This window comes from Providencia sp. PROV032 (genome assembly GCF_028484875.1).
Classification (GTDB): Bacteria; Pseudomonadota; Gammaproteobacteria; order Enterobacterales; family Enterobacteriaceae; genus Providencia; species Providencia rettgeri_E.
The window spans coordinates 160844-182046 of the sequence record NZ_JAMPSX010000004.1 but is presented as its reverse complement, the minus strand read 5'-3'; the positions used below and the strand labels follow the sequence as shown (position 1 = coordinate 182046).

At 39.9% G+C, this 21203-nt stretch carries 16 protein-coding genes; 9 read left to right on the top strand and 7 right to left on the bottom strand.

From position 1 onward, the window contains the following. The first annotated feature begins 221 nt into the window (after positions 1 to 221). Entirely contained in the window at positions 222 to 824 is a 603-nt protein-coding gene (locus PSF42_RS03885) for a peroxiredoxin C (protein ID WP_004905550.1), read from the top strand. A 239-nt stretch (positions 825 to 1063) separates the two neighbouring features. Beyond that, complete coding sequence (ggt, locus tag PSF42_RS03880) at positions 1064 to 2830, top strand: gamma-glutamyltransferase (protein ID WP_213912947.1); 1767 nt, start codon at positions 1064 to 1066, stop codon at positions 2828 to 2830. Between the two features lie 66 nt (positions 2831 to 2896). Here ggt and brnQ read toward each other — a convergent pair whose 3' ends face one another. From brnQ to phoB, 3 genes are all read right to left on the bottom strand, one after another. Further along, positions 2897 to 4222: a branched-chain amino acid transport system II carrier protein gene (gene brnQ, locus PSF42_RS03875; RefSeq protein WP_248467668.1), complete on the bottom strand. Its 1326-nt coding sequence runs from the start codon at positions 4220 to 4222 to the stop codon at positions 2897 to 2899. Positions 4223 to 4712: 490 nt separating this feature from the next. After that, complete coding sequence (gene phoR / locus PSF42_RS03870) at positions 4713 to 6023, bottom strand: phosphate regulon sensor histidine kinase PhoR (RefSeq protein ID WP_125891946.1); 1311 nt, start codon at positions 6021 to 6023, stop codon at positions 4713 to 4715. 23 nt (positions 6024 to 6046) lie between these two features. Beyond that, a complete protein-coding gene (phoB, locus tag PSF42_RS03865; protein ID WP_125891945.1) occupies positions 6047 to 6736 on the bottom strand; it encodes a phosphate regulon transcriptional regulator PhoB in 690 nt (229 codons plus the stop codon). A gap of 272 nt (positions 6737 to 7008) precedes the next feature. Here phoB and sbcD point away from each other — a divergent pair, with 272 nt between their 5' ends. The 4 genes from sbcD to PSF42_RS03845 all read left to right on the top strand — a co-directional run bounded on the left by sbcD (position 7009) and on the right by PSF42_RS03845 (position 13706). Continuing rightward, complete coding sequence (gene sbcD / locus PSF42_RS03860) at positions 7009 to 8223, top strand: exonuclease subunit SbcD (RefSeq protein WP_272679490.1); 1215 nt, start codon at positions 7009 to 7011, stop codon at positions 8221 to 8223. A 1-nt stretch (position 8224) separates the two neighbouring features. Next, positions 8225 to 11908: an AAA family ATPase gene (locus PSF42_RS03855; RefSeq protein ID WP_272679489.1), complete on the top strand. Its 3684-nt coding sequence runs from the start codon at positions 8225 to 8227 to the stop codon at positions 11906 to 11908. Between the two features lie 470 nt (positions 11909 to 12378). Further along, positions 12379 to 12978, top strand: coding sequence for a nitroreductase family protein (locus PSF42_RS03850; protein ID WP_125891942.1), 600 nt, complete (start codon positions 12379 to 12381; stop codon positions 12976 to 12978). 428 nt (positions 12979 to 13406) lie between these two features. After that, the gene (locus PSF42_RS03845; RefSeq protein ID WP_125891941.1) at positions 13407 to 13706 is read left to right on the top strand and encodes a type 1 fimbrial protein; all 300 of its coding nucleotides are present in this window, start codon (positions 13407 to 13409) and stop codon (positions 13704 to 13706) included. Between the two features lie 167 nt (positions 13707 to 13873). Here PSF42_RS03845 and PSF42_RS03840 read toward each other — a convergent pair whose 3' ends face one another. Further along, a complete protein-coding gene (locus PSF42_RS03840; protein ID WP_125891940.1) occupies positions 13874 to 15823 on the bottom strand; it encodes a bifunctional 2',3'-cyclic-nucleotide 2'-phosphodiesterase/3'-nucleotidase in 1950 nt (649 codons plus the stop codon). A 760-nt stretch (positions 15824 to 16583) separates the two neighbouring features. Continuing rightward, complete coding sequence (mak, locus tag PSF42_RS03835) at positions 16584 to 17489, bottom strand: fructokinase (protein WP_272679488.1); 906 nt, start codon at positions 17487 to 17489, stop codon at positions 16584 to 16586. Between the two features lie 203 nt (positions 17490 to 17692). Here mak and rdgC point away from each other — a divergent pair, with 203 nt between their 5' ends. Together rdgC and PSF42_RS03825 are read left to right on the top strand one after the other, a co-directional pair. Continuing rightward, entirely contained in the window at positions 17693 to 18598 is a 906-nt protein-coding gene (gene rdgC, locus PSF42_RS03830; protein WP_125891938.1) for a recombination-associated protein RdgC, read from the top strand. 233 nt (positions 18599 to 18831) lie between these two features. Continuing rightward, complete coding sequence (locus PSF42_RS03825; protein WP_125891937.1) at positions 18832 to 19347, top strand: GNAT family N-acetyltransferase; 516 nt, start codon at positions 18832 to 18834, stop codon at positions 19345 to 19347. A 386-nt stretch (positions 19348 to 19733) separates the two neighbouring features. On the opposite strand, the gene yedF is transcribed toward PSF42_RS03825, so the two are convergent. Next, a complete protein-coding gene (yedF, locus tag PSF42_RS03820) occupies positions 19734 to 19967 on the bottom strand; it encodes a sulfurtransferase-like selenium metabolism protein YedF (RefSeq protein ID WP_272679560.1) in 234 nt (77 codons plus the stop codon). Positions 19968 to 20128: 161 nt separating this feature from the next. Here yedF and PSF42_RS03815 point away from each other — a divergent pair, with 161 nt between their 5' ends. Beyond that, positions 20129 to 20899 carry a hypothetical protein gene (locus PSF42_RS03815; protein ID WP_272679487.1) on the top strand — a complete coding sequence of 257 codons (771 nt, stop codon included), beginning with the start codon at positions 20129 to 20131 and terminating at the stop codon, positions 20897 to 20899. Between the two features lie 28 nt (positions 20900 to 20927). Here the strand turns inward: PSF42_RS03815 and PSF42_RS03810 are convergent, their stop codons facing one another. Further along, positions 20928 to 21146 (bottom strand): ogr/Delta-like zinc finger family protein, encoded by a 219-nt coding sequence (locus PSF42_RS03810; RefSeq protein WP_102140616.1) that lies wholly within the window; start codon positions 21144 to 21146, stop codon positions 20928 to 20930. Positions 21147 to 21203 lie beyond the last annotated feature (57 nt).

Sequence of the window (21203 nt, the reverse complement as noted above, 5' to 3'; positions counted from 1 at the left end):
CTTTAGCGGAATAAAACTATCTTATTGATATTAATTTAATAAACCAGTATTATTGATAGCCAAAACCTATCACAATAATCGGTTTAAATGTCTTTATTATCAAAAGATATTTTTTTATTCTTTTAGCGGACTATGTCCATATTATTTGTCAGTGATTAAATTTTTTCAGTGATTGAATAAATAGGATAAAAAACTTTAATTCAAACTCATAGGAGTAAATTATGGTTCTGGTAACACGTCAAGCCCCCGACTTTACTGCTGCAGCTGTTTTAGGTAACGGTGAAATTGTTGATAACTTCAACCTGAAAACCCACCTGAACGGCCGTCCAGCTGTGATCTTCTTCTGGCCAATGGACTTTACTTTCGTTTGTCCTTCAGAGCTGATCGCATTCGACCACCGCTACGAAGAATTCAAAAAACGTGGCGTAGAAGTTGTTGGTGTTTCTTTTGACTCTGAGTTTGTTCATAACGCATGGCGTAAAACACCAGTCGATAACGGCGGTATTGGCGAAGTTAAATACCCAATGGTTGCTGATATCAAACGCGAAATCATCAAAGCTTACGGTATCGAACACCCAGATGCAGGCGTTGCACTGCGTGGTTCTTTCCTCGTTGACAAAAACGGCGTTGTCCGTCACCAAGTCGTTAATGACCTGCCACTAGGCCGTAACATTGACGAAATGCTGCGTATGGTTGACGCACTGCAATTCCACGAAGAGCACGGTGATGTTTGCCCAGCTCAGTGGGAAAAAGGCCAAGAAGGTATGAACGCATCTCCAAAAGGCGTTGCTGACTACCTGACTAAAAACTCTGCAAAACTGTAATTCGTTACGCAAGTTTTTGAAAAGCGGGCATTAGGCCCGCTTTTTACTTTTTGTGAACCAAGTCTATTTTTTCTCTTCCTATTAGCAATTATTCCACTCAGTTAACAATTCTTAACTCAAATACTCAATGTTTTGTATTATTGTGTGCTATACATTAAAAACACAAATAATTAACAAATTATTCATATTGAGTATTTGTGCAATAGAACACTTCAATTAACCTTAACTGGGAGATACGAATGATAAAAACATCATTACGCCCTGCGGTTCTACTTCTTTCCTTACTCCTAACCAGTCAACTCTATGCCGCCTCCGAACCTGCGGTCGAAGCGAAAAAAGGCATGGTTGTTTCTTCCCAACACCTAGCATCGCAAATTGGAGCGGACATTCTCAAGTCAGGCGGTAATGCCATTGATGCAGCCGTTGCGGTAGGTTATGCACAAGCGGTTGTTAACCCTTGTTGTGGCAATATCGGCGGTGGTGGCTTTATGACTATTCACCTAGCTGATGGCAAAGACTTATTCATCAACTTTAGAGAAACTGCCCCCGGTGCCGCTAGCGCAGATATGTATTTAGATAAAGATGGTCAGCTTATAAAAGATGCCAGTTTGTATGGTTACCTCGCATCTGGCGTACCAGGTACCGTTAAAGGCCTAGACTATGCCCTAGAGAAATATGGGACAATGAGCCGCCAGCAGGTGATGGCACCCGCCATAAAATTAGCAAGGGAAGGCTTTACTCTAACCCGCGCAGATACTGATGTCCTCGACACCACAACAGAGCGTTTTAAACAAGACCCAGAAGTCGCGCGTATCTTCTTAAAACCCGATGGCAGTGCCTTCCAACCAGGCGACTTATTGGTCCAAACCGATTTAGCTAACACGCTAGAAAAAATTGCCCAAAATGGCCCATCTGCCTTTTATGAAGGAGAAATCCCCAAAATTGTTGAAGAAGCATCCAAGAAAAATGGCGGAATTTTAACAGCAAAAGATTTTGCGGATTTTACCATCACGGATACAGCGCCAGTGAGCTGCTCCTATAGAGGCTATCAATTTATTTCAGCGCCACCACCAAGTTCAGGTGGAGTGACTATCTGCCAAACACTTAATATCTTAGAAGGTTATGACCTAAAGGAAATGGGCTTTAACTCTGCGGACTATATTCATACTCTAACGGAAGCGATGCGTCATGCTTATATGGATAGAAATACGTTCTTAGGGGACCCTAAATTTGTCGATAACCCAACGGAAAAATTACTGAGTAAAGCTTACGCAGAAGAGTTACGTAAAGAAATCAAACCCAACCAAGCAACACCATCAACCCAAGTTCAACCGGGAATGGGGCCACACGAAAAACCTGAAACCACGCACTATTCTGTCGTCGATGAGAAAGGAAATGCAGTATCAACCACTTATACCATTAATGGCCGTTTTGGCTCTGTGGTGATCCCGCCCGGAACTGGCTTTTTCTTAAACGATGAAATGGATGATTTCACCACCAAAGTGGGCGAAAAAAACCTATATGGTTTAGTACAGGGTGAACGCAATTCTATTGCACCGGGTAAACGACCACTCTCATCCATGAGCCCAACTATTGTGACGAAAGATGGCAAAGTGTTCTTAGTGCTAGGTTCACCGGGAGGCTCACGGATTATTTCAATTACGCTGCAAACCGCTTTAAATATTATCGACCATGGTATGCCACCACAAGAAGCGGTTAATGCACCACGCATTCACCACCAGTGGCTCCCTGATGAGGTTTATTATGAGCAAAGAGGCGTTTCTAAAGACACCTTAGCGCTGCTGGACAAAATGGGATACAAGATGGTTGAACAAACACCATGGGGTGCCGCTGAGTTGATTATGGTCGCGATCCCTGAAGGTGCGGGCGTCAGTGCAAAATCATCCGGTAATGATTCAGCTGTATCTGGAAAAGTACGCGAAGGCTTTATTTATGGCTCTAACGATGTACGCCGTCCAGCAGGTAGCGCTGTTGGTGTCGATTAACGGGCAAATAAAATAGAAATAGAAAAAAAGGAGCTATTCAGCTCCTTTTTTAATAATATCAAACAATTAAGCTTGTTTATGTTGTACTGATGGCGATACCAACTTATCGCATAAAATCGCCACGACCATCACAACAACAGTCGGTAATACCCAAACTAAATCTTGTTTATACAACGGCATTGTGGTCATCCATTCAGGGATATAACCTTTCAGATGATCTGACGCTTTTACCGCACCAATTAAACCAACCACAAAACTGACTAACATGGTTGGTGCAATAACTATCGTTGGGTTCTTCCACCACTTTAAAGTAAAGCTTAATAAAATTAATACAATACAAGGTGGATAAATTGAAACTAGCACCGGTAATGAGAAGGCGATTAGCTTACTTAAACCTAAGTTTGAGATCACCATGGAGAAAACCCCAAGGATCAGCACCAGTTTACGGTAAGAAATCGGTACATAGCGGCTAAAGAACTCGGCACAGGCGCAGGTTAAGCCCACGGCAGTTACCATACAGGCAACAAAGATTAATACCGCAAGGAAGAAGCTACCATAATTACCAAAAGTGTATTGGACATAGGTATGTAAGATATCAGCGCCATCGGCTGGGTTTGGAATTAACGAACCACTATTCTCGCCGAGCTTAAACAATGACAAATAGACCAGCGTCAATAATACCCCTGCAATTAACCCCGCCCACATAGTATAACGGGTTAATAATGAAGAGTTTTCGATACCCCTTGAACGCGCCGCATTAACAATAACGATACCAAATACCATCGCACCAAGGGTATCCATTGTCAGATAACCATTGATAAAGCCATTCGAGAAAGCCATCTCACGGTATTCTATTGTCGAAGGGATCGGATCACCGGCAGGCCACATAACAGCCGCAACCCCCAAAATAGCCAAGGCTAACATTTTTACAGGCGCTAAAATGTGCCCAACGCTATCGAGCAGTTTTCCTGGGTATAATGAAATACCAATAACGAGAACGAAGTAAACTACGCTGTAGATCAGTAATAGCATATCGGACTCACCACCGAATAAGGGTGCGATACCGACTTTATAAGATACTGTCGCCGTTCTTGGGGTGGCGAATAGCGGCCCTACAGACAAATAAGCAACAACCGCCAATAGTAACCCTGCTGTTTTGCCGACAGGCGTGCTAAGAGCTTCAATGCCCCCACCCACTTTAGCCAGCGCAATAACCGTTAAAACAGGTAGACCCACACCAGTAACCAAAAACCCTAGTGCGGCAGTCCAAACTTGTTCCCCTGCCTGCAAACCAACCATAGGGGGAAAGATAATGTTCCCTGCCCCGACGAATAACGCAAAAGTCATAAAGCCTAATGCGATGATATCTCTTGATGATAAACGATGAGCCATATTATGTTATTTTTAAGTGACAAAATAGAAAATTATGGGTTTGCACTTAGCAACCCTTTGAAATATATATAGCGAGATAGAATTCTGATAAACATACTGTTAACAATATAAAAAAGTATATTTGCTTGTATCACACGAAATGAAAAGTCAAAAAACAGAAAAATTCGCCAATAACTGACAACAAGTAGAACTTTTATAGGGAAAAAAGGCAATAGCAAACCGAAAAACAAGAACAAATAACTAAACTAATTTTCAGAACCAGTGATTACTTTCAGTAAAATCCCAATAATCGTTATATGCTTTGTTCGAAAAATGAACAACTCTTCTTTTTCTAGTGATTGTAATTGACTATTTAACAGAATATATAATTAATGAAATAAAGATTATTAGCATTAAATATATGAATATTGAACTGAATACACATATTGATTAATAAATAGAAATAATCCACTTTATTAATATTTTGATTACATTAATAAAGTGGAGTTATTTACCCATTTTTAAGTTTTTTATCGTCAACAATTAGTACTGTTGGTAACGTAAATGAAAACTCACTCCCTTTCCCTAACTGGCTCGTCACCACCAATTGGCTACTATGATGTTGTAATGCATGTTTAACAATAGCTAACCCAAGTCCAGTACCTCCACCGCCTTGGCGAGAACGTGCTTTATCTACCCGATAAAAACGTTCCGTTAAACGAGAGATATGCTCTGCGGGTATCCCTTGCCCGTTATCTCTCACACTAAAACGCGCCCCTTGTCCGCTTCTCTGCCAATCAACCCAAATTTTTGTGCCTTCAGGCGTATGGCTGACCGCGTTATAGACTAAGTTTGCCACTGCACTACGTAATTGCTCTTCATTACCATGAACACGCAATTTTTCATCAATATGAAACTCAAATTGATGACGCCCTTGGCTTAAACTAAGCGCTTCTTGCTCAATCATTTTGAGAATGACAGGGATATTCACTTGCTCATCAAGGTTAATTTGAGGAGCAACTTCGATACGCGATAATTGCAAAAGCTGTTTGACTAAGTTATCCATACGATGCGTTTGCTCTTGCATGACATGCAATGCTTTTTTATTGACCGCAGTCACGTTTTCTTGGTCGTCCATCACTTCAAGGTAACCTTGAATTACCGTAAGAGGCGTGCGTAATTCGTGACTCACATTTGCAAAGAAGTCCCTACGCGCCTTTTCCAAACGACGTTTTTCTGTCACATCCCGCGCAACCATCAATAACTGGCCTTCGGTATACGGTAAAATACGAAACTCAACGATTTCACCACTATTGAGCTCGATAGTCAGCGCTTGGTCATAACGCTTAATGGTGAAGTAGCGGCTAAAATCTGGGTAACGTAATAAATTAAAAATATGTTGGCCATTATCTTCAGGCCAACGAAAGCCGAGTAAAGCCTGAGCATGTCGATTACACCAAAAGATATTGCCTTCGGTTGTCATCATAACCACTGCATCAGGGAGTGACTCTGCACCACTACGAAACCGTTTAATTAACTGGCCTAATTCACGACGGCGTTTTCGATTACGCTGTTGCATCTGGTAGATACCATAAAATATCGGTTCCCACCCACCTCGGCCCTCAGGGGGAAGCATACTTCTATCTAACCATAACCAGTAAGAAAGCTTGAGCAGGTTATACCCATGCCATATCAGAGCGGCAAGTAGCGATATCACTAATAGCCACGCGAGGTGGCCAATAAAAACCGATAAAATAAGAGCGGGTAAGATAAATAAAAACAGCCCCCAAATCAGCTGCTTAATCGATAAACGTTCAAGCACGCATGGCTCTCCCTTTGTGGTTTTTAGTAACGGACAGAAAAACGATAGCCTGTACCACGTACAGTTTGTACCATTTTATCATGACCTTCCGTCTCTAGTGCCTTTCTTAGCCGCCGAATATGGACATCAACAGTTCGATCCTCCACATACACATTGGCTCCCCATACATAGTTCAATAGCTGTTCTCTACTATATACGCGTTCAGGGTGCGTCATAAAGAAATGGAGTAATTTATATTCAGTTGGCCCCATATCAATAGGGATTTCATTGCTAGTGACACGATGAGAGGTAGGGTCTAATGTTAACCCATTCATTTCAATAATGTCTTCCGTCGCCATTGGGGAGATACGACGTAAGATTGCTTTTACCCGAGCAATTAATTCTTTCGGTGAAAATGGCTTAATAAGATAGTCATCCGCGCCAACTTCCAAACCTTTTACGCGGTCTTCTTCTTCTCCTCGTGCAGTTAACATCATGACAGGAACGTCACGTGTTGCACTATCACGCTTCATATGTTTAATGACTTGGATCCCTGAGCCACCGGGGATCATCCAATCCAGTAGGACGAGGTCAGGTAACGGGTCTACGAGTTGTGCAATCGCACTGTCATAATCATCAGCTTCAATAGGCTGAAAACCATTCTGTTCTAATACAAAACAAACCATTTCTCGGATGGGCGCTTCATCTTCAACAACTAGAATGCGTCTTGCCATGATTGTTCCTGTAAAATTAAGAAGACATCTAAAATGTGAAAGCATTATGCGTCACTTTTATGACAGAATTATGAATATCAATGGGTGAAACTCATATTAATCTTTATTTTAGCGGTTAAATGTCATTTAAGTGAAATATTTCCGCAACATAGTAATCTACAACGTAGTAATGAGTAATAAAGTCGCAAACATCCCTCAACGAAAGGTATGGATCAGGTATACTTAATTATCGAACGTTCATGCACATTATTGATGATAGGAATTGATAACTCATGCGCATTATTCATACTTCAGACTGGCATCTTGGTCAGTATTTTTTTACCAAAAGCCGTGCGCCTGAGCACCAACATTTCTTAAACTGGCTTGTTGAACAAGTGGAATTACATCAAGTTGATGCGGTCATCGTTGCAGGAGACATCTTCGATACTGGTTCGCCACCGAGCTATGCACGTGAACTGTACAATAAATTTATTGTTGATTTACAAAAAACAGGCTGCCAGCTGGTGATTTTAAGTGGTAATCACGATTCTGTTTCTGTGCTCAATGAATCAAGCGCTCTACTTCGTTACTTGAATACACAAGTCATTACGTCTGGAAGTGAGCCGCATGTCGTTACCTTAATAAATAAGCAGGCACAACCCATCGGTTTAGTCTGTGCCATCCCTTTTTTACGTCCTCGAGATATCCAGCTCAGTATCGCTGGGCAAAATAGTGAAGATAAACAACTCTCGCTGCAAACCGCTATTCATGCCCATTACCAAGCCAGCTACCAACTTGCACTAGAACAACGAGCCGCTTTAGGGTTGGATATTCCAATTATTGCCACTGGCCATTTAACCGTTGTCGGCGCAGCCTTAACTGACTCTGTGAGAGATATTTATATTGGTACGTTAGATGCGTTTCCTTCTGGGGCTTTTCCGCCTGCTGATTATATTGCCCTTGGCCATATTCACCGTCCCCAAGTAATTGGAGGACAAGAAAACATTCGCTACTGTGGCTCACCGATTGCATTGAGTTTTGACGAAACAGCGCAACAAAAAAGTGTCTGCCTTGTCGAATTTACTGGAAGTGAATTGACTCAAATCACTCCATTGGACATCCCGACTATTCAACCATTGCAAAGCATTAAAGGCTCGTTAAGCCAAATAGAACAGCAATTAGAGGAATGGAAGGATTACCGAGGTGATAAACCTGCTTGGTTAGATATTGAAGTTGCTTCACAAGATTACCTCGCTGATATCCAACAGCGTATTGAAGCGTTGACACAAGATCTCCCTGTTGAAGTTGTGATACTGCGCCGTGCACGCAAGCAAATACAGGGACAAAGTCAAACCTTAGCCAATGAAACATTAAGTGAACTCACTGTAGAAGATGTTTTTTTACGTCGCCTTGCCCAAGAGTCTTTAGAGGATCCTGAGCGTGAACAGCGCCTAGTGCAGCTATTTCAACAATCTTATGACGCATTACAAATGAGCAAGGAAAGTTAATATGAAGATTTTAAGTTTACGTTTAAAAAATATTAACTCTCTTCGGGGTGAGTGGAAAATTGATTTCACTGAAGAGCCATTTGCGAGCAATGGCCTGTTTGCCATTACGGGTGCCACAGGTGCAGGAAAAACCACCTTACTAGATGCGATTTGCCTTGCGCTTTATCACCGAACACCGCGTTTAAAAACTATTTCTAATGCACAGAATGAACTAATGACTCGCCACACAGGGGAATGCCTTGCTGAGGTAGAGTTTGAAGTCAAAGGCAAAGCTTATCGTGCTTTTTGGAGCCAACGTCGAGCAGGAGGGAAACCTGATGGCAATTTACAACAGCCTAAGGCGGAGCTTGCAACGGTTACTGATGGAAAAATATTGGCCGTAAAAATTACAGAGATAAAAGAATTAATAGCACAAATAACTGGGCTGGATTATGAGCGCTTCACTAAATCAATTTTACTCTCTCAAGGGGACTTCGCGGCTTTTTTAAATGCCACTGAAAAAGAACGTGCGGATTTACTTGAAGAAATTACAGGCACAGAAATTTATAGCCAGATTTCAATTTATGTTTTTAATCAACACAAGCAAGCCAAAATTGACTTAGATTTGCTAAAGGCAAAGGCACAAAGCATTAATTTACTCACTGAAGCAGAGCACCAAGAGTTATTAGTACAGCAAAATCATTTACTTGAACAAGAGACTCAAACCAAGCAACAGTGGGCTCGCCACCAACAAGGCGTCAATTGGTGGCAACAATACCACCAGCTCACCCAACGCATGCAGTCACTTGATGATGAACTCAAAAAAAATGAGCTTGAGTTCCAAGCCGCACAGCCTCAGTTGAAAAGATTGGCTGATAGCGCCCCTGCCGAGTCGCTTCGCCCGTTATGGCAAGAAGTTGAGCGCCAACAGCAACAGCTCACTGAGTACACGAATAAACAGCAACAGTTGAAACTTAGCCTACAGACCCAGAAAGCTGAACGTGCCCCACTGCAAGAAAAGTTGTTAAAATCACAATCTGAGTATCAACAACACCTTGATTTTGCCAAGCAACAACATCAATTGATTGATGAAACTGTCAGGCCTCTGGATAACCAAATTACACAATTAAAGCAGCAACAAGCTGAAGTTACGCAGCAAATCGAGCAACAACAAACCTCACTTCAGCAAAAGCAGCGCTTAGTTGATGAGGCACAAAATCAGATCCACACTGCGCACCTTGAGTTAAAGAAACACCATTTATTCCTTGAAGAACACCCAAAAGACGATGAGCTCAATTCGCATATCGGCAGCTGGCAACAACAAGGCCATTTTATATTCGAATTAGCTGATAAACTGACGAGTTTACATAAAAAACAACAAAGTACCTCAAATGAAGTTGCACAATTGCAGCGGCAACAGCAGCAAAAAGCGGAAACTTTAACCCAAAAACGTCTCGAGTTAGAACACAGCACTGTCACATTCAAAAAACTAGAAGAAAGCTACAAACAAAGCCAAGAAAAACATGATATTAACGCCATCAATCAACACATTGAACAGCTACAAGCACGCTTACAACATGCTAAATTATTGCCATTAATATTATCTCAATGCCTTAACGCACAAACGCAGAAACAAAAACAGACCCAGAAAGATGTTGAATTAGCACAAGATATCACCACCACGCAAAAAACGTTGGGCATTACCCTAACGCGCATGAATGAATTGACGCCACTCATCAAACTAACCAATGACAAATTACAATTAGAACAAAAAATTGTTAGCCTAGAGCATGAACGTCAGCAACTCATAGCGGGTAACCCCTGCCCATTATGCGGAGCAACAGAGCACCCTGCCGTTAACGATTATCAATCAATCCACCTCAGTGAAACACAGCAACAACTTATTGAGCTTACAAATAAACTCGACCAATTAAAGCAACAACAAACTCAGTTAGAATCACAACTTCACACACAAAAACAACGCAAAAACGAAAATTTACAGCAACAGCAGCAAATCAATGAACAACTTGATACCTTTAACCAACAGTGGCAAAAAACATGTGAGCAAGCACTCACACCTGAATTAGCCCAAAATGAACCTGCCGTCACACTTTTCGTTAATCAATTAACGGAACAGTTAGCTACACAACAGAAAATAGTTGCTGATATGACAGTGCTAGAGCGCGAATATCAGCAAGCTAAATATCAACTACACGAGCAACAAGCAGGCTTTACCCAGTGGCAATCTGACTTGTCATTAATTGAAGAACGTTTAAAAAACCAAACACAACAACTTGATGAGCTCCAAAAAGAATATAACCAATTCCAACAGCGTAAACAGATACAGTTAGATAAATGGCAATCCACTCTCACGCCATTTAACTTAAATGTACCAGATAAAGACAAGTTCGATGAATGGATTAGCGAGCTCACCCAACGCAGTGAGCACTTCAACAACCAAAAAGTGATGGCGCAGACACTTAGCCAACAAATTGAAGTCAATAAAGCCACATTAAAAGCTGAGTCAGAACAACTCAACATTCTCACTCAACAAATTGAGCAAGAAAGAAATCGCCTTAAGCAAATTGAGTTAGATTTAGAGCAAAGAATAGCGCGACGAAAAACACTGGTTTCTGGCTTAACTATCAACCAATTCATTCAGCAATTGAATGACAAACAAGCTATGCTTTTCCAAGCTCAAGAACAATTAAGCAAACAACTCAATGAGACTGATAAAACCATCGCATCAATGAATGGAAGTTATCAAGCGCTCATTGATGCCAGCGAAAAAATAAAACAGGCACAAACACAAGCGAATACCCTGTTTACTCAAGCGCTTACCGATAGCCCATTTCGTGACCAGCACGCTTTCCTTGAGGCATTGATAAACCATGAAGAAAAACAACAATTAGAAGCACTAAAGCAACGTATTAACCAAGCACGCATACAGTGTGAAACGCGTTATAAAGAGGGGGTACAGGCCATTGAAGTACTGAATCAACAACGTAATACTGATTTTGCGACACTGACTGAAGCGCAATTACAAACAATTGTTGCCCAACTCGATGAAGAAATTAAGCAAATAAATCAGAAACAAGGCCAGATAATTAACCAGCTCAATACAGATAAGCAACTTCGTCACCAGCAGCAGGATTTACTGCAAGAAATAGAGAAAAGTCAGTTAAGTTACGATGATTGGAGCTATCTCAGCTTACTTATCGGTTCCGCTGAAGGAGATAAATTCCGCCGCTATGCACAAGGCTTAACTTTAGATTGCTTAGTTTCTCTAGCTAATCAACAACTTGAAAAACTTCATGGCCGATATTTATTGCAGCGTAACCACCAAGCAAACCTTGAATTACAAGTTATTGATGGCTGGCAGGCAGATAGTATTCGAGATATTAAAACGCTTTCAGGCGGGGAAAGCTTTTTAGTTAGTTTAGCGTTAGCCTTAGCCTTATCCGATATGGTAAGTCACCGTACACAATTGGAGTCACTCTTTTTAGATGAAGGGTTTGGTACTTTAGATGCAGAGACATTAGATATTGCCCTTGATGCATTAGAAAGTTTAAATGCTTCTGGCAAAACTATAGGTGTCATTAGCCATGTGGAAGCAATGAAAGAACGTATTCCTGTACAAATTGCTGTGAAAAAAGGCAATGGGCTTGGCTTTAGCGAACTTCCCGCACAATTTCGCATTATTTAACCCAATTTTGTGACTGTTCGGGGGGGAATGGTTCTCCCCCTATACTAACCAGCAATTTAAAAGTCGCTAAGTTGTTTAGAAAACGAAATGCATCTGCTTCATTATTTCCTACATAGGTAGAGAATACTGAGCCCGTTCCAGCACACTCTTTTTGATAAAATTGATACGCTACCTAGGTGCTTTCATTCCCCTCTATTTTATCCTCAATTATTTTCTATACATATTATTATTTTGTGCTTATCAATGCCGTTTCCTGCCATAATTTCCTGCCTAAGATTAACTTAATATATTGTTTTAAAACAAATAAAACCAACCTGCCAACTTAGAGCAAAAATTTGAACCTTATCGTTAAATTTTTTTTCTATGATTTTTTATTCCCCACGTTATAGTAATAACCATTGAAACACACTACGGCTTCTAAGGTTTATTCAATAACATGCCGTGCGCTAATGAAAAGCTAGGAGACTAAAATGTCTAACGCATTTATCGAAATGATTAAAAATCGTCGTACTATCTATAACCTCGGCGATGCTTTGCCTGTATCAGAAGAACACGTCACGAAATTAATTAAAGAAGCAGTTAAACATTCACCATCATCATTTAACTCACAAACATCTCGTGTAGTGATTTTATTTGGTGCTGAACACCAAAAATTATGGAATATAACCAAAGAAGCACTGCGTAAAATCGTTCCTGAGCAAGCCTTCGCTTCAACAGAACAAAAAATTGATAGTTTTGCTGCTGGAGCCGGTTCTATTCTGTTTTTTGAAGACCAAGACATTGTTAAAGGTTTGCAAGAGCAATTCCCTTTATATGCAGATAATTTCCCAATTTGGTCTGAACAAGCCAGTGGTATTGCACAATTCGCAGTCTGGACTGCATTATCACAAGAAAATATCGGTGCATCCTTACAACACTACAATCCACTGATTGATAATGATGTACAAACAACATGGAATGTTCCGGCTAACTGGATATTACGCGCGCAAATGGTATTTGGTTCAATTAATGAGCCAGCAGGTGATAAAGACTTTATGGACGATGATGATCGTTTTAAAGTTTTCAAATAAATTGAAATACTAAAAATCCCAATAGTCCTTCCGTAATATATTACGGGAGGACTTTATTTATTTAACATTATTAAAAAACAGCTCAAGAACATCGTAGATGATAACCCAAAATGTAAAATAACAACTTATTCTAAATTAATATATATATTCAATGAAACATATTTACTAAAAATACCTTATCTAAACAAAAGAAATATTTACAATTCTTCTATTATTATTACATTCCTATTACCACCTGACCATTAATTGATCAGACAAAGCCCAGTAAAAACATAAGTTGATATTTATCAATATATTAACCAACCACCCAACTAAACTCTAAGTATATTTTCATTTTTAGTTTTTGCATTATAGATATTTGAACTACACTAAAAGTGAGAGCACAAAAATACGCTTCATCGTGTGAAGTGTTATTAAGGGGGTGGACTATGAAAGGTTTATCTTTACTAACATCCGTTGTTGCTATAATCATTTCAAGCGGTTCTTTCACCTATGCAAGTAATAACTCATCAGGAGGTACAATTTCATTTTCAGGCTATATCTATGAACCACAATGTTCTATCGAAGTTGAACATAAAGATCGGGTTAATATTACGTGTTACCGAAAAGGTAAAGATATTTCAACAACAGGTTCTTTAAAAAATGGTCAAAAGGTAGAATCTGAGTATGTAAAAGTTGAATATGATAAATATACGAAGTTACCTATGTTAAATGTCTTTTATGAGTAGATCCATAATGTTTACCTTAATCATAACTGCTCGGAATATTTAATGTAAAAATTGTCTTAATATTCCGAGCACTATTTCCCCCCTCTAAAAAGTACCTATTAAACACATTATTTAGCCACTAAAAAGCCCACCCGTAGGTAGGCTTGAATGATATCAATATGTTTAGATTACTTCTCGGTTAAATCTATTTGATAAATAGCGAAACCAATTTCATCGGTACCGACTTGTTTCATCGGGTACTGTGCATTCTCTTTGATGAATTTTGCTGCTTTTTCACTTGGTGCAGTTTCAAAGCGAACATCCAGTTTTTTGTCTGTTTTAATTGGAGTGAATGACCAATTATTAGCTGCTTTGGTCGCTATTTGTCCTTTCTCTTTAGACTCTTTAGCAATATAAGCCGCTAAAATAGAACGGTTTTCATCTGGAGATGCAAATGCGACATTATTATCACCTGTCCCAGCAAATTTACCGCCGTAGCCACGGTAGTTATTCGTTGCCACTAAGAAGGTTGCTTTTGGATCAATCGGCTTACCTTGGTAGGTTACGTTTTTGATTCGGTTAGCATCTTTGTTGATTGTTTGGCAATCAACATCGTATTTCGCAGGTTGAGTCAGGTCGATTTGGTAATTTACACCACTAATTGTATCGAAGTTATAAGTTCTGAAACCATTCCAATTCAATAAGCTTTGTGGTGCTGTTGATTGTGGATTGATTTGATTAAACATTCCCGCTGAACATTCTAACCACTCAACAACATCGGCTCCTGTCGCTTTCACTACAACTAACGTATTTGGATATAAATATAAGTCAGCAGCATTACGGAAAGTTAAATCCCCTTTTTCAACTTCAATAAATTCAGTTGGTGAGTTTTTACGTCCGCCAGCTTTAAATGGTGCAGCGGCTGCAAGAACAGGTAAATCTGCCAGATCTGGGTCACCTTGAATGAAGTTTTTGGTGTAGTCGATTTGAGCATCATTCACGATCTGTACAGTTGGGTCACTTTGAACCAATGCTAAGAAGCTGTACATGTTTTCGGACGCTTTACCGATATGTTTTCCAACAAATTTGCGGGTATCTTGGTGTTCTTGTTCAATGATTTTCGCCAGTTCACCATCACGCTCAACCAAGGCTTTCTTATTTGGCTTATCGTAGACAGGGCGTGCGTGAGCGGTTGCATCAACCACTTTCCATGCACCATCATCATTATTGACGACTAAATCTACAACACCTAAATGGTCACCCCACTGGCCAGGCATGACAGCTGGAACACCATTAACGGTCCCTTTTGCAACATCAACGCCTTTGATATCGCTGAAATCTTTACTAGGGAACACACCGTGTGAGTGACCAAACATGATAGCGTCTATACCAGGGACTTCACTGAGGTAATAAACTGAGTTTTCAGCCATTGCTTTATATGGCTCTTGGGAAAAACCAGAGTGAGGGATCGCAACAACTAAATCCGCACCTTCTTTTTTCATTTGCGGTACAAATTTTTTCGCGGTTTCCGTAATATCGTTAACTAAGACTTTGCCTTCTAGATTTGGTTTATCCCAAATTAAGATTTGTGGTGGGACAAAACCGATGTAGCCAATTTTGATGGTATGTGTTTTGCCATCTCTATCTTTAACTGGTGTATCGACAATAATATATGGGTTAAAGTAGTTTTTACCTGTTTTCGCATCGATAATATTGGCATTAATATATGGGAATTTTGCGCCATCAATAGCTTTATGTAAGAATTCTAATCCAAAGTTAAACTCATGGTTACCGAAGTTACCTACGGTGTAACCCATAGTATTTAAAAGTTTATGTGCCGGGTGAGATTCACCGTCTTTTAAACCTTCACCGACTATGTAGTCTGCTAATGGGCTACCTTGGATTAAATCTCCGTTGTCCACTAATACTGAGTTTGTTGCTTCTTGTTTAGCGGCTTTAATTAATGTTGCAGTACGTACGTAACCAAATTGTTCTGTCGGCTTATCTCTATAATAGTCAAAGTCAACGAGGTTGCTGTGAACATCTGATGTTTCCATTACGCGTAAATCAACCGTTGCTGCGTTCGCATTAAATGCGACTAACATAGCAAGTGTTGAAAGTTTTAATACTTTATTCATGTAATCCCCTTAGTTGCCATTATTGAGAGAAAATAGCCCTCTCAAATTCGAGTGTCTACCCTGTAAAATTGAACAAATAAACAACAAAAATAGCATTAAAATTTTACACTATGTGCATGACGTCAATTTTTAATGATAATACACTGCAAACAGTAACCATTTTTTGTGACTAAATCACGGTTTTCATCTTTTTATTGGGCTTGATTTTTATATAGCTCACAAAAATGAATTAATGATGACAAATTCACCTTAATTAACTCAACTTATTCCATTGAGGAGTTGTGAATATTTTTCGTAGGAAAAAAAGAACTGTGATTTATATCACTGAGTATTAAAGAAACTTATTTAACTTAAATAAATGTGCTTTATTTAGCCAAGAAAGCACATTTATTTTTATTTATCCTTTTTATTCTATAAATCTATCCATCAAATTATTTTCAATTAATCTAAATTTAATTTAAGAAATAAAAGATGATTATTTAATCATTAATTTTCTAAAGATTTTTCATTTGATTAGAAACCAAGTATTTTTTCTAAATAATTCGAGTTGTGGCAAGGCGGCAAAATGAGGTCATCTCTAGGAGCATACATAAATATGTGACCCGAGTAACCGAATGAAGCCAACACCGCTACCATCCCATTGGCTCTATTTTCTAACTAATTTACGCTGTCGCTAGGCGGCAAAAGAGGGTATCTCGGGGAGCATACACAAGTATGTGACCCGAGTAACCGAATGAAGCCAACACCGCGACAGCGTAAATTAGGACGAAAATAACCAAGCCGCTCCGCGAACCCCACTCGAATCGCCATGCACCGCTTTACGAATTGGTGTATCACACTCCCCACCAAACACCCATTGACGGATCCTTTCAGGCAACGCCTCATATAAATAATCAACGTTACTCATTCCGCCCCCTAACACGATGACATCTGGATCTAGCATATTAATGGCTTGTCCGAGAGCTTTTGCGAGGCGATTAAGGTAGTTTTCGAGTGCAATGACGGCATGTTCATCCCCTATTTGCGCTAATTCAACGATTTCCATTCCCGTTTTTTTGCACCCTGACAGTTTCGCGTAATCCGCCATAAAGCCGGTGCCTGAGACAAATAATTCAGTACACCCCGTCAGCCCGCAATAACAACTTTCTGCTGCTAGAAATTGTCTATCTTGCTCATCTTGCCATGGTAAAGGGTTATGTCCCCATTCCCCTGCAACACCATTTCCCCCCGAATGCACTTGCCCATTTATCGCAATCCCTGCACCACATCCGGTTCCAATAATCACGGCAAAAACGACTTTCTCTCCCGCTCCCGCACCATCAACCGCTTCAGAGACTGCGAGACAGTTCGCGTCATTCGCCATTTTTATTTTACGGTTTAATAAATGACTTAAATCGACATCGAACGGTTTACCATTAAGCCATGTGGAATTGGCGTTTTTAACTTTTCCTGTCACTGGAGACAAAGTTCCAGGGATCCCAACACCAACGCTACCTGATAATCCAGTCGCCGTTTCTGCATCTGCCACTAAACTTGCTATCGCGTTAAGTGTCGCATCATAATCACCACGAGGAGTTGGAATACGCTTACGAAACAAGACATTACCATTGTCATCCAATGCAATAGCTTCAATTTTGGTTCCACCAAGGTCAATACCTATTCTCATTATGATGCTCTCTACTATTTAAAGTTTTTATGTCAGGGCTTCTATCACTATCATGGCTTGCTTTGAGGGACATTATCAATAGTTAACTAATGAAATGATAGCAGCCTTCAACGAGTGCGCATTTTTTTTCGCTTAATAACAGACAATTCGCTATCATAGCCCCCTGCTCTAACTGGCTATTTATCAACAAAGGTAGGTTTTTCATGTGGTTCAAGAATATATTGGTCTATCGCCTAAATCGGGATTTGGCACTCTCCGCAGATGATTTAGAGAAACAGCTTGCCGCCCTCGCCTATCACCCTTGTGGTAGCCAAGATATGATGCAAACTGGCTGGGTTTCTCCCATGAATGGTGGTGATGCATTGACGCATGCAGCGGGTAATCAAATCCTTATTTGTGCTAAAAAAGAAGAAAAAATGCTGCCATCTCCTGTAATTAAGCAAGAATTGCAGGATAAAATCGAAAAGTTGGAAGCTGACCAAGGCCGTAAGCTGAAGAAAACGGAAAAAGATTCACTAAAAGATGAAGTCGTTCACTCACTCCTTCCTCGTGCATTCAGTAAATTCAGTAAAACCTACATTTGGATTGATACAGTAAATCAATTAATTATTGTTGATGCCGCAAGTGCAAAACGCGCTGAAGATAATTTAGCCTTACTCCGCAAAAGCTTAGGTTCCCTACCTGTTGTCCCTCTAACGTTTAAAGATCCTATAGAGTTAACACTTACTGAATGGATCCGTTCAGGCTCATTACCACAAGGTTTTGCCGTCATGGATGAAGCGGAGCTAAAAGCTATCTTAGAAGAAGGTGGTATTATCCGCTGTAAGAAACAAGACCTCATTTCTGATGAAATAGCCACCCATATTGAAGCAGGTAAACTCGTTACCAAATTGGCCTTAGATTGGGAAGAACGAATCCAGTTCATGTTATCTGATGATGGTTCCCTGAAGCGCCTCAAATTTAGCGATACATTAAAAGAGCAAAATGACGACATCGCTAAAGAAGACTACGCTCAAAAATTTGATGCTGATTACGTCTTAATGACAGGTGAGCTCAGTGCATTAATCGCTCGCTTGATTGATGTATTAGGTGGCGAAGCCGAACACTAAATTTCTTTTCATATTCTCTATAATTCTCACAATGGCAACTGACACTTAAGTAAGTTGCCATCACTTTTTAGACCCCGCTTACATAGCCACAATTAAGTCGTTGACTGGTCGTGAAATCTCTGGTTGATTTATATCCATATCGTAAATTTCTAATATTTAATGATGTTCAACAACAATAATAAAAATAGCCCATCGCTGATGGTTATGGTCAATATTCTGTCGAAGGAAATGTTATGAAAGAGCTCATCGAACCTGAATTGGATGAAAATTCACAAGTTACCTTGCAAAAAATCACTGCCGATAATTTTTCTGAGATTTGCCTATTAAGCCATACACTGAGTGAAGCGCAACGTAATATGGTAGCTGATAACGCCTATTCCATGGTAGAGGCCCAATTTTCGGATTGCGCATGGTATCGAGGCATTTACGCGGATGATGTTCCTGTTGGTTTCATCATGCTGCATTCAGGGCTAGATGATGACGAATTAGAATATGATGGCATTATGCTTTGGCGTTTTATGATTGCTGAACCCTACCAAAAATTGGGGTTTGGCCGAGAAGCATTGGTCCAAGTCATTCAGTATTTAAAAAGAAAAGGTTATCCACGCCTTTATAACAGCTGTGGTGAAGGGGAAGAAAGTCCATTTGAGTTTTACAAAAAGCTGGGGTTTGTCCCAACAGGCGCTTATATGGATGATGAATGCGAACTGGTTCTAGATATTACTCATTGGCAAGAACAAGAAGAGTAAGCACACTATTGCCTCTACTTCCCATTGCCTCTACTTTCCGCATTCCGTTCCCCAACTTATAGGTCACTTTAATATATGTAGGGTATCACCAAGATACCCTACATAATTTGGGTTGTAGCTAGGCGATAAGCGAACTCAGCCCTAACGGCATACAGTGTGACTAGGAGCCGTGAGTGCAGTCAACAACGCTGCAATATCAACTCATCTCGCCAATCAATGAGCCATAATATGGATTATTGTATCACCAAGATACCCTAAATAATTTGGGTTGCAGCTAGGCGACAAGCGAACCGAGCCCTAGGAGCATACAAGAGTATGTGACTAGGGGCGGTGAGTGCAGTCAACAACGCTGCGGCGCAAAGTATAACGGGTATCTCGCGTATCCGTTATTTTTGGATTAGATAGCGAATAGTCGGCCCATCTTGCTGAATATCCAATACCGTATAACCATAATTTTTCGCATCTAGAGGAATGTTATTAATTGATTGCGGGCAATCGCTGACTACCTCTAAAATTTCGCCTTTTTTCAACGATGGCATCGCTTCGAGTGTCGCGACTGCGGGATATGGGCACGGCTCTCCAACCATATCTAAACGATAATCAGGGATGGTGTTCATTATTTAACTGTAACTTATTGTTATTTAATACTTTACAATTCACACTGTCCACGTTACGTCCACATCGACCATTATTGACCCATCAGCCCCTCAAAATGAGGGGCTTTACTTATCATTCAAACCAGAATCTAATTTAAGCACGTCACTCACTAAAAGGAGAATTCATGGATAACTTATTTTTTATATTGACTCTTATAGCTTTAATTGCTTTTATTCTGGGGTTAATAAAGCCTAAGCTTGTGCTTATGCCCAATAGGATGAAATCCTCACTTGTGTACTCAGTAACCTTTCTTATTTTACTGTCCATATTTATCGCTTTCATCCCCTCTTCTGATACACAAAAACAAATTGAAAACCAGATATCTATAGACGAACAAGAACATGCTCAGCCGCAAAATATGCAAGCCAAACAAAACCAATCAGGGGTACTTCCCGTGACACAAGAAAACAATGAACTTTGTACAAAAGAAAACGAAGTTTACCCAGATTTCGCAGCAGCAATGACTGACTTTAATGACTACACAGAAGAAGAGCACACCCTTAACATTATCAGTGAAAATCCATTAAATGTTATAATATCTCCGCAAGCTGCTGATGATGATTTTCCCGATGTGAAGGATTTTATTGCTAAAAGAGCTATTATCTATGGTATTTATCGCGCCTTTATTAATACTCCAAATGATAAAGTTACAGTAACTTCATATCTTGTCTATTTTGATGGTAAGAAACTCAAAAATAGCCCTGAATACACAACGACTATTACCAAACAACAAGCGCTAGATATTGTTAAAAAATATATCCCAATAAACTCATTAAGCGAATTAACGGATAATAACTGCTCATTTACTATGCAGTTTAACGAATTACGCTTTGATGACCACAACAAAAAAGGCTTTTATAATTTCTTTGATGAGTTAATAAACGTTAGTAAATAATTCTTTGCCCTCATATTGAGGGCTTTTTTTATAATGCTAAAGACGGTTGTTGGTATTTGTTGGGATGCGGCTCAACAACATTAATATGTGCGGGTTTAACAACAATTTTGGTCACTGATTCGTGACTGACAAATGTGCAACCACAATTAATATTTTGGCACTGGTTATAGCGTTCTTTGGTTTCGGATGAGACTTGATAAGAACTACGTGTATGTGCAGCATGGCCGCATTCGGGACAATTCATCATGATAGATTACCTTTTGTCATGATGTTGATGTTATGTGAATTATATCATGTGTTTTTA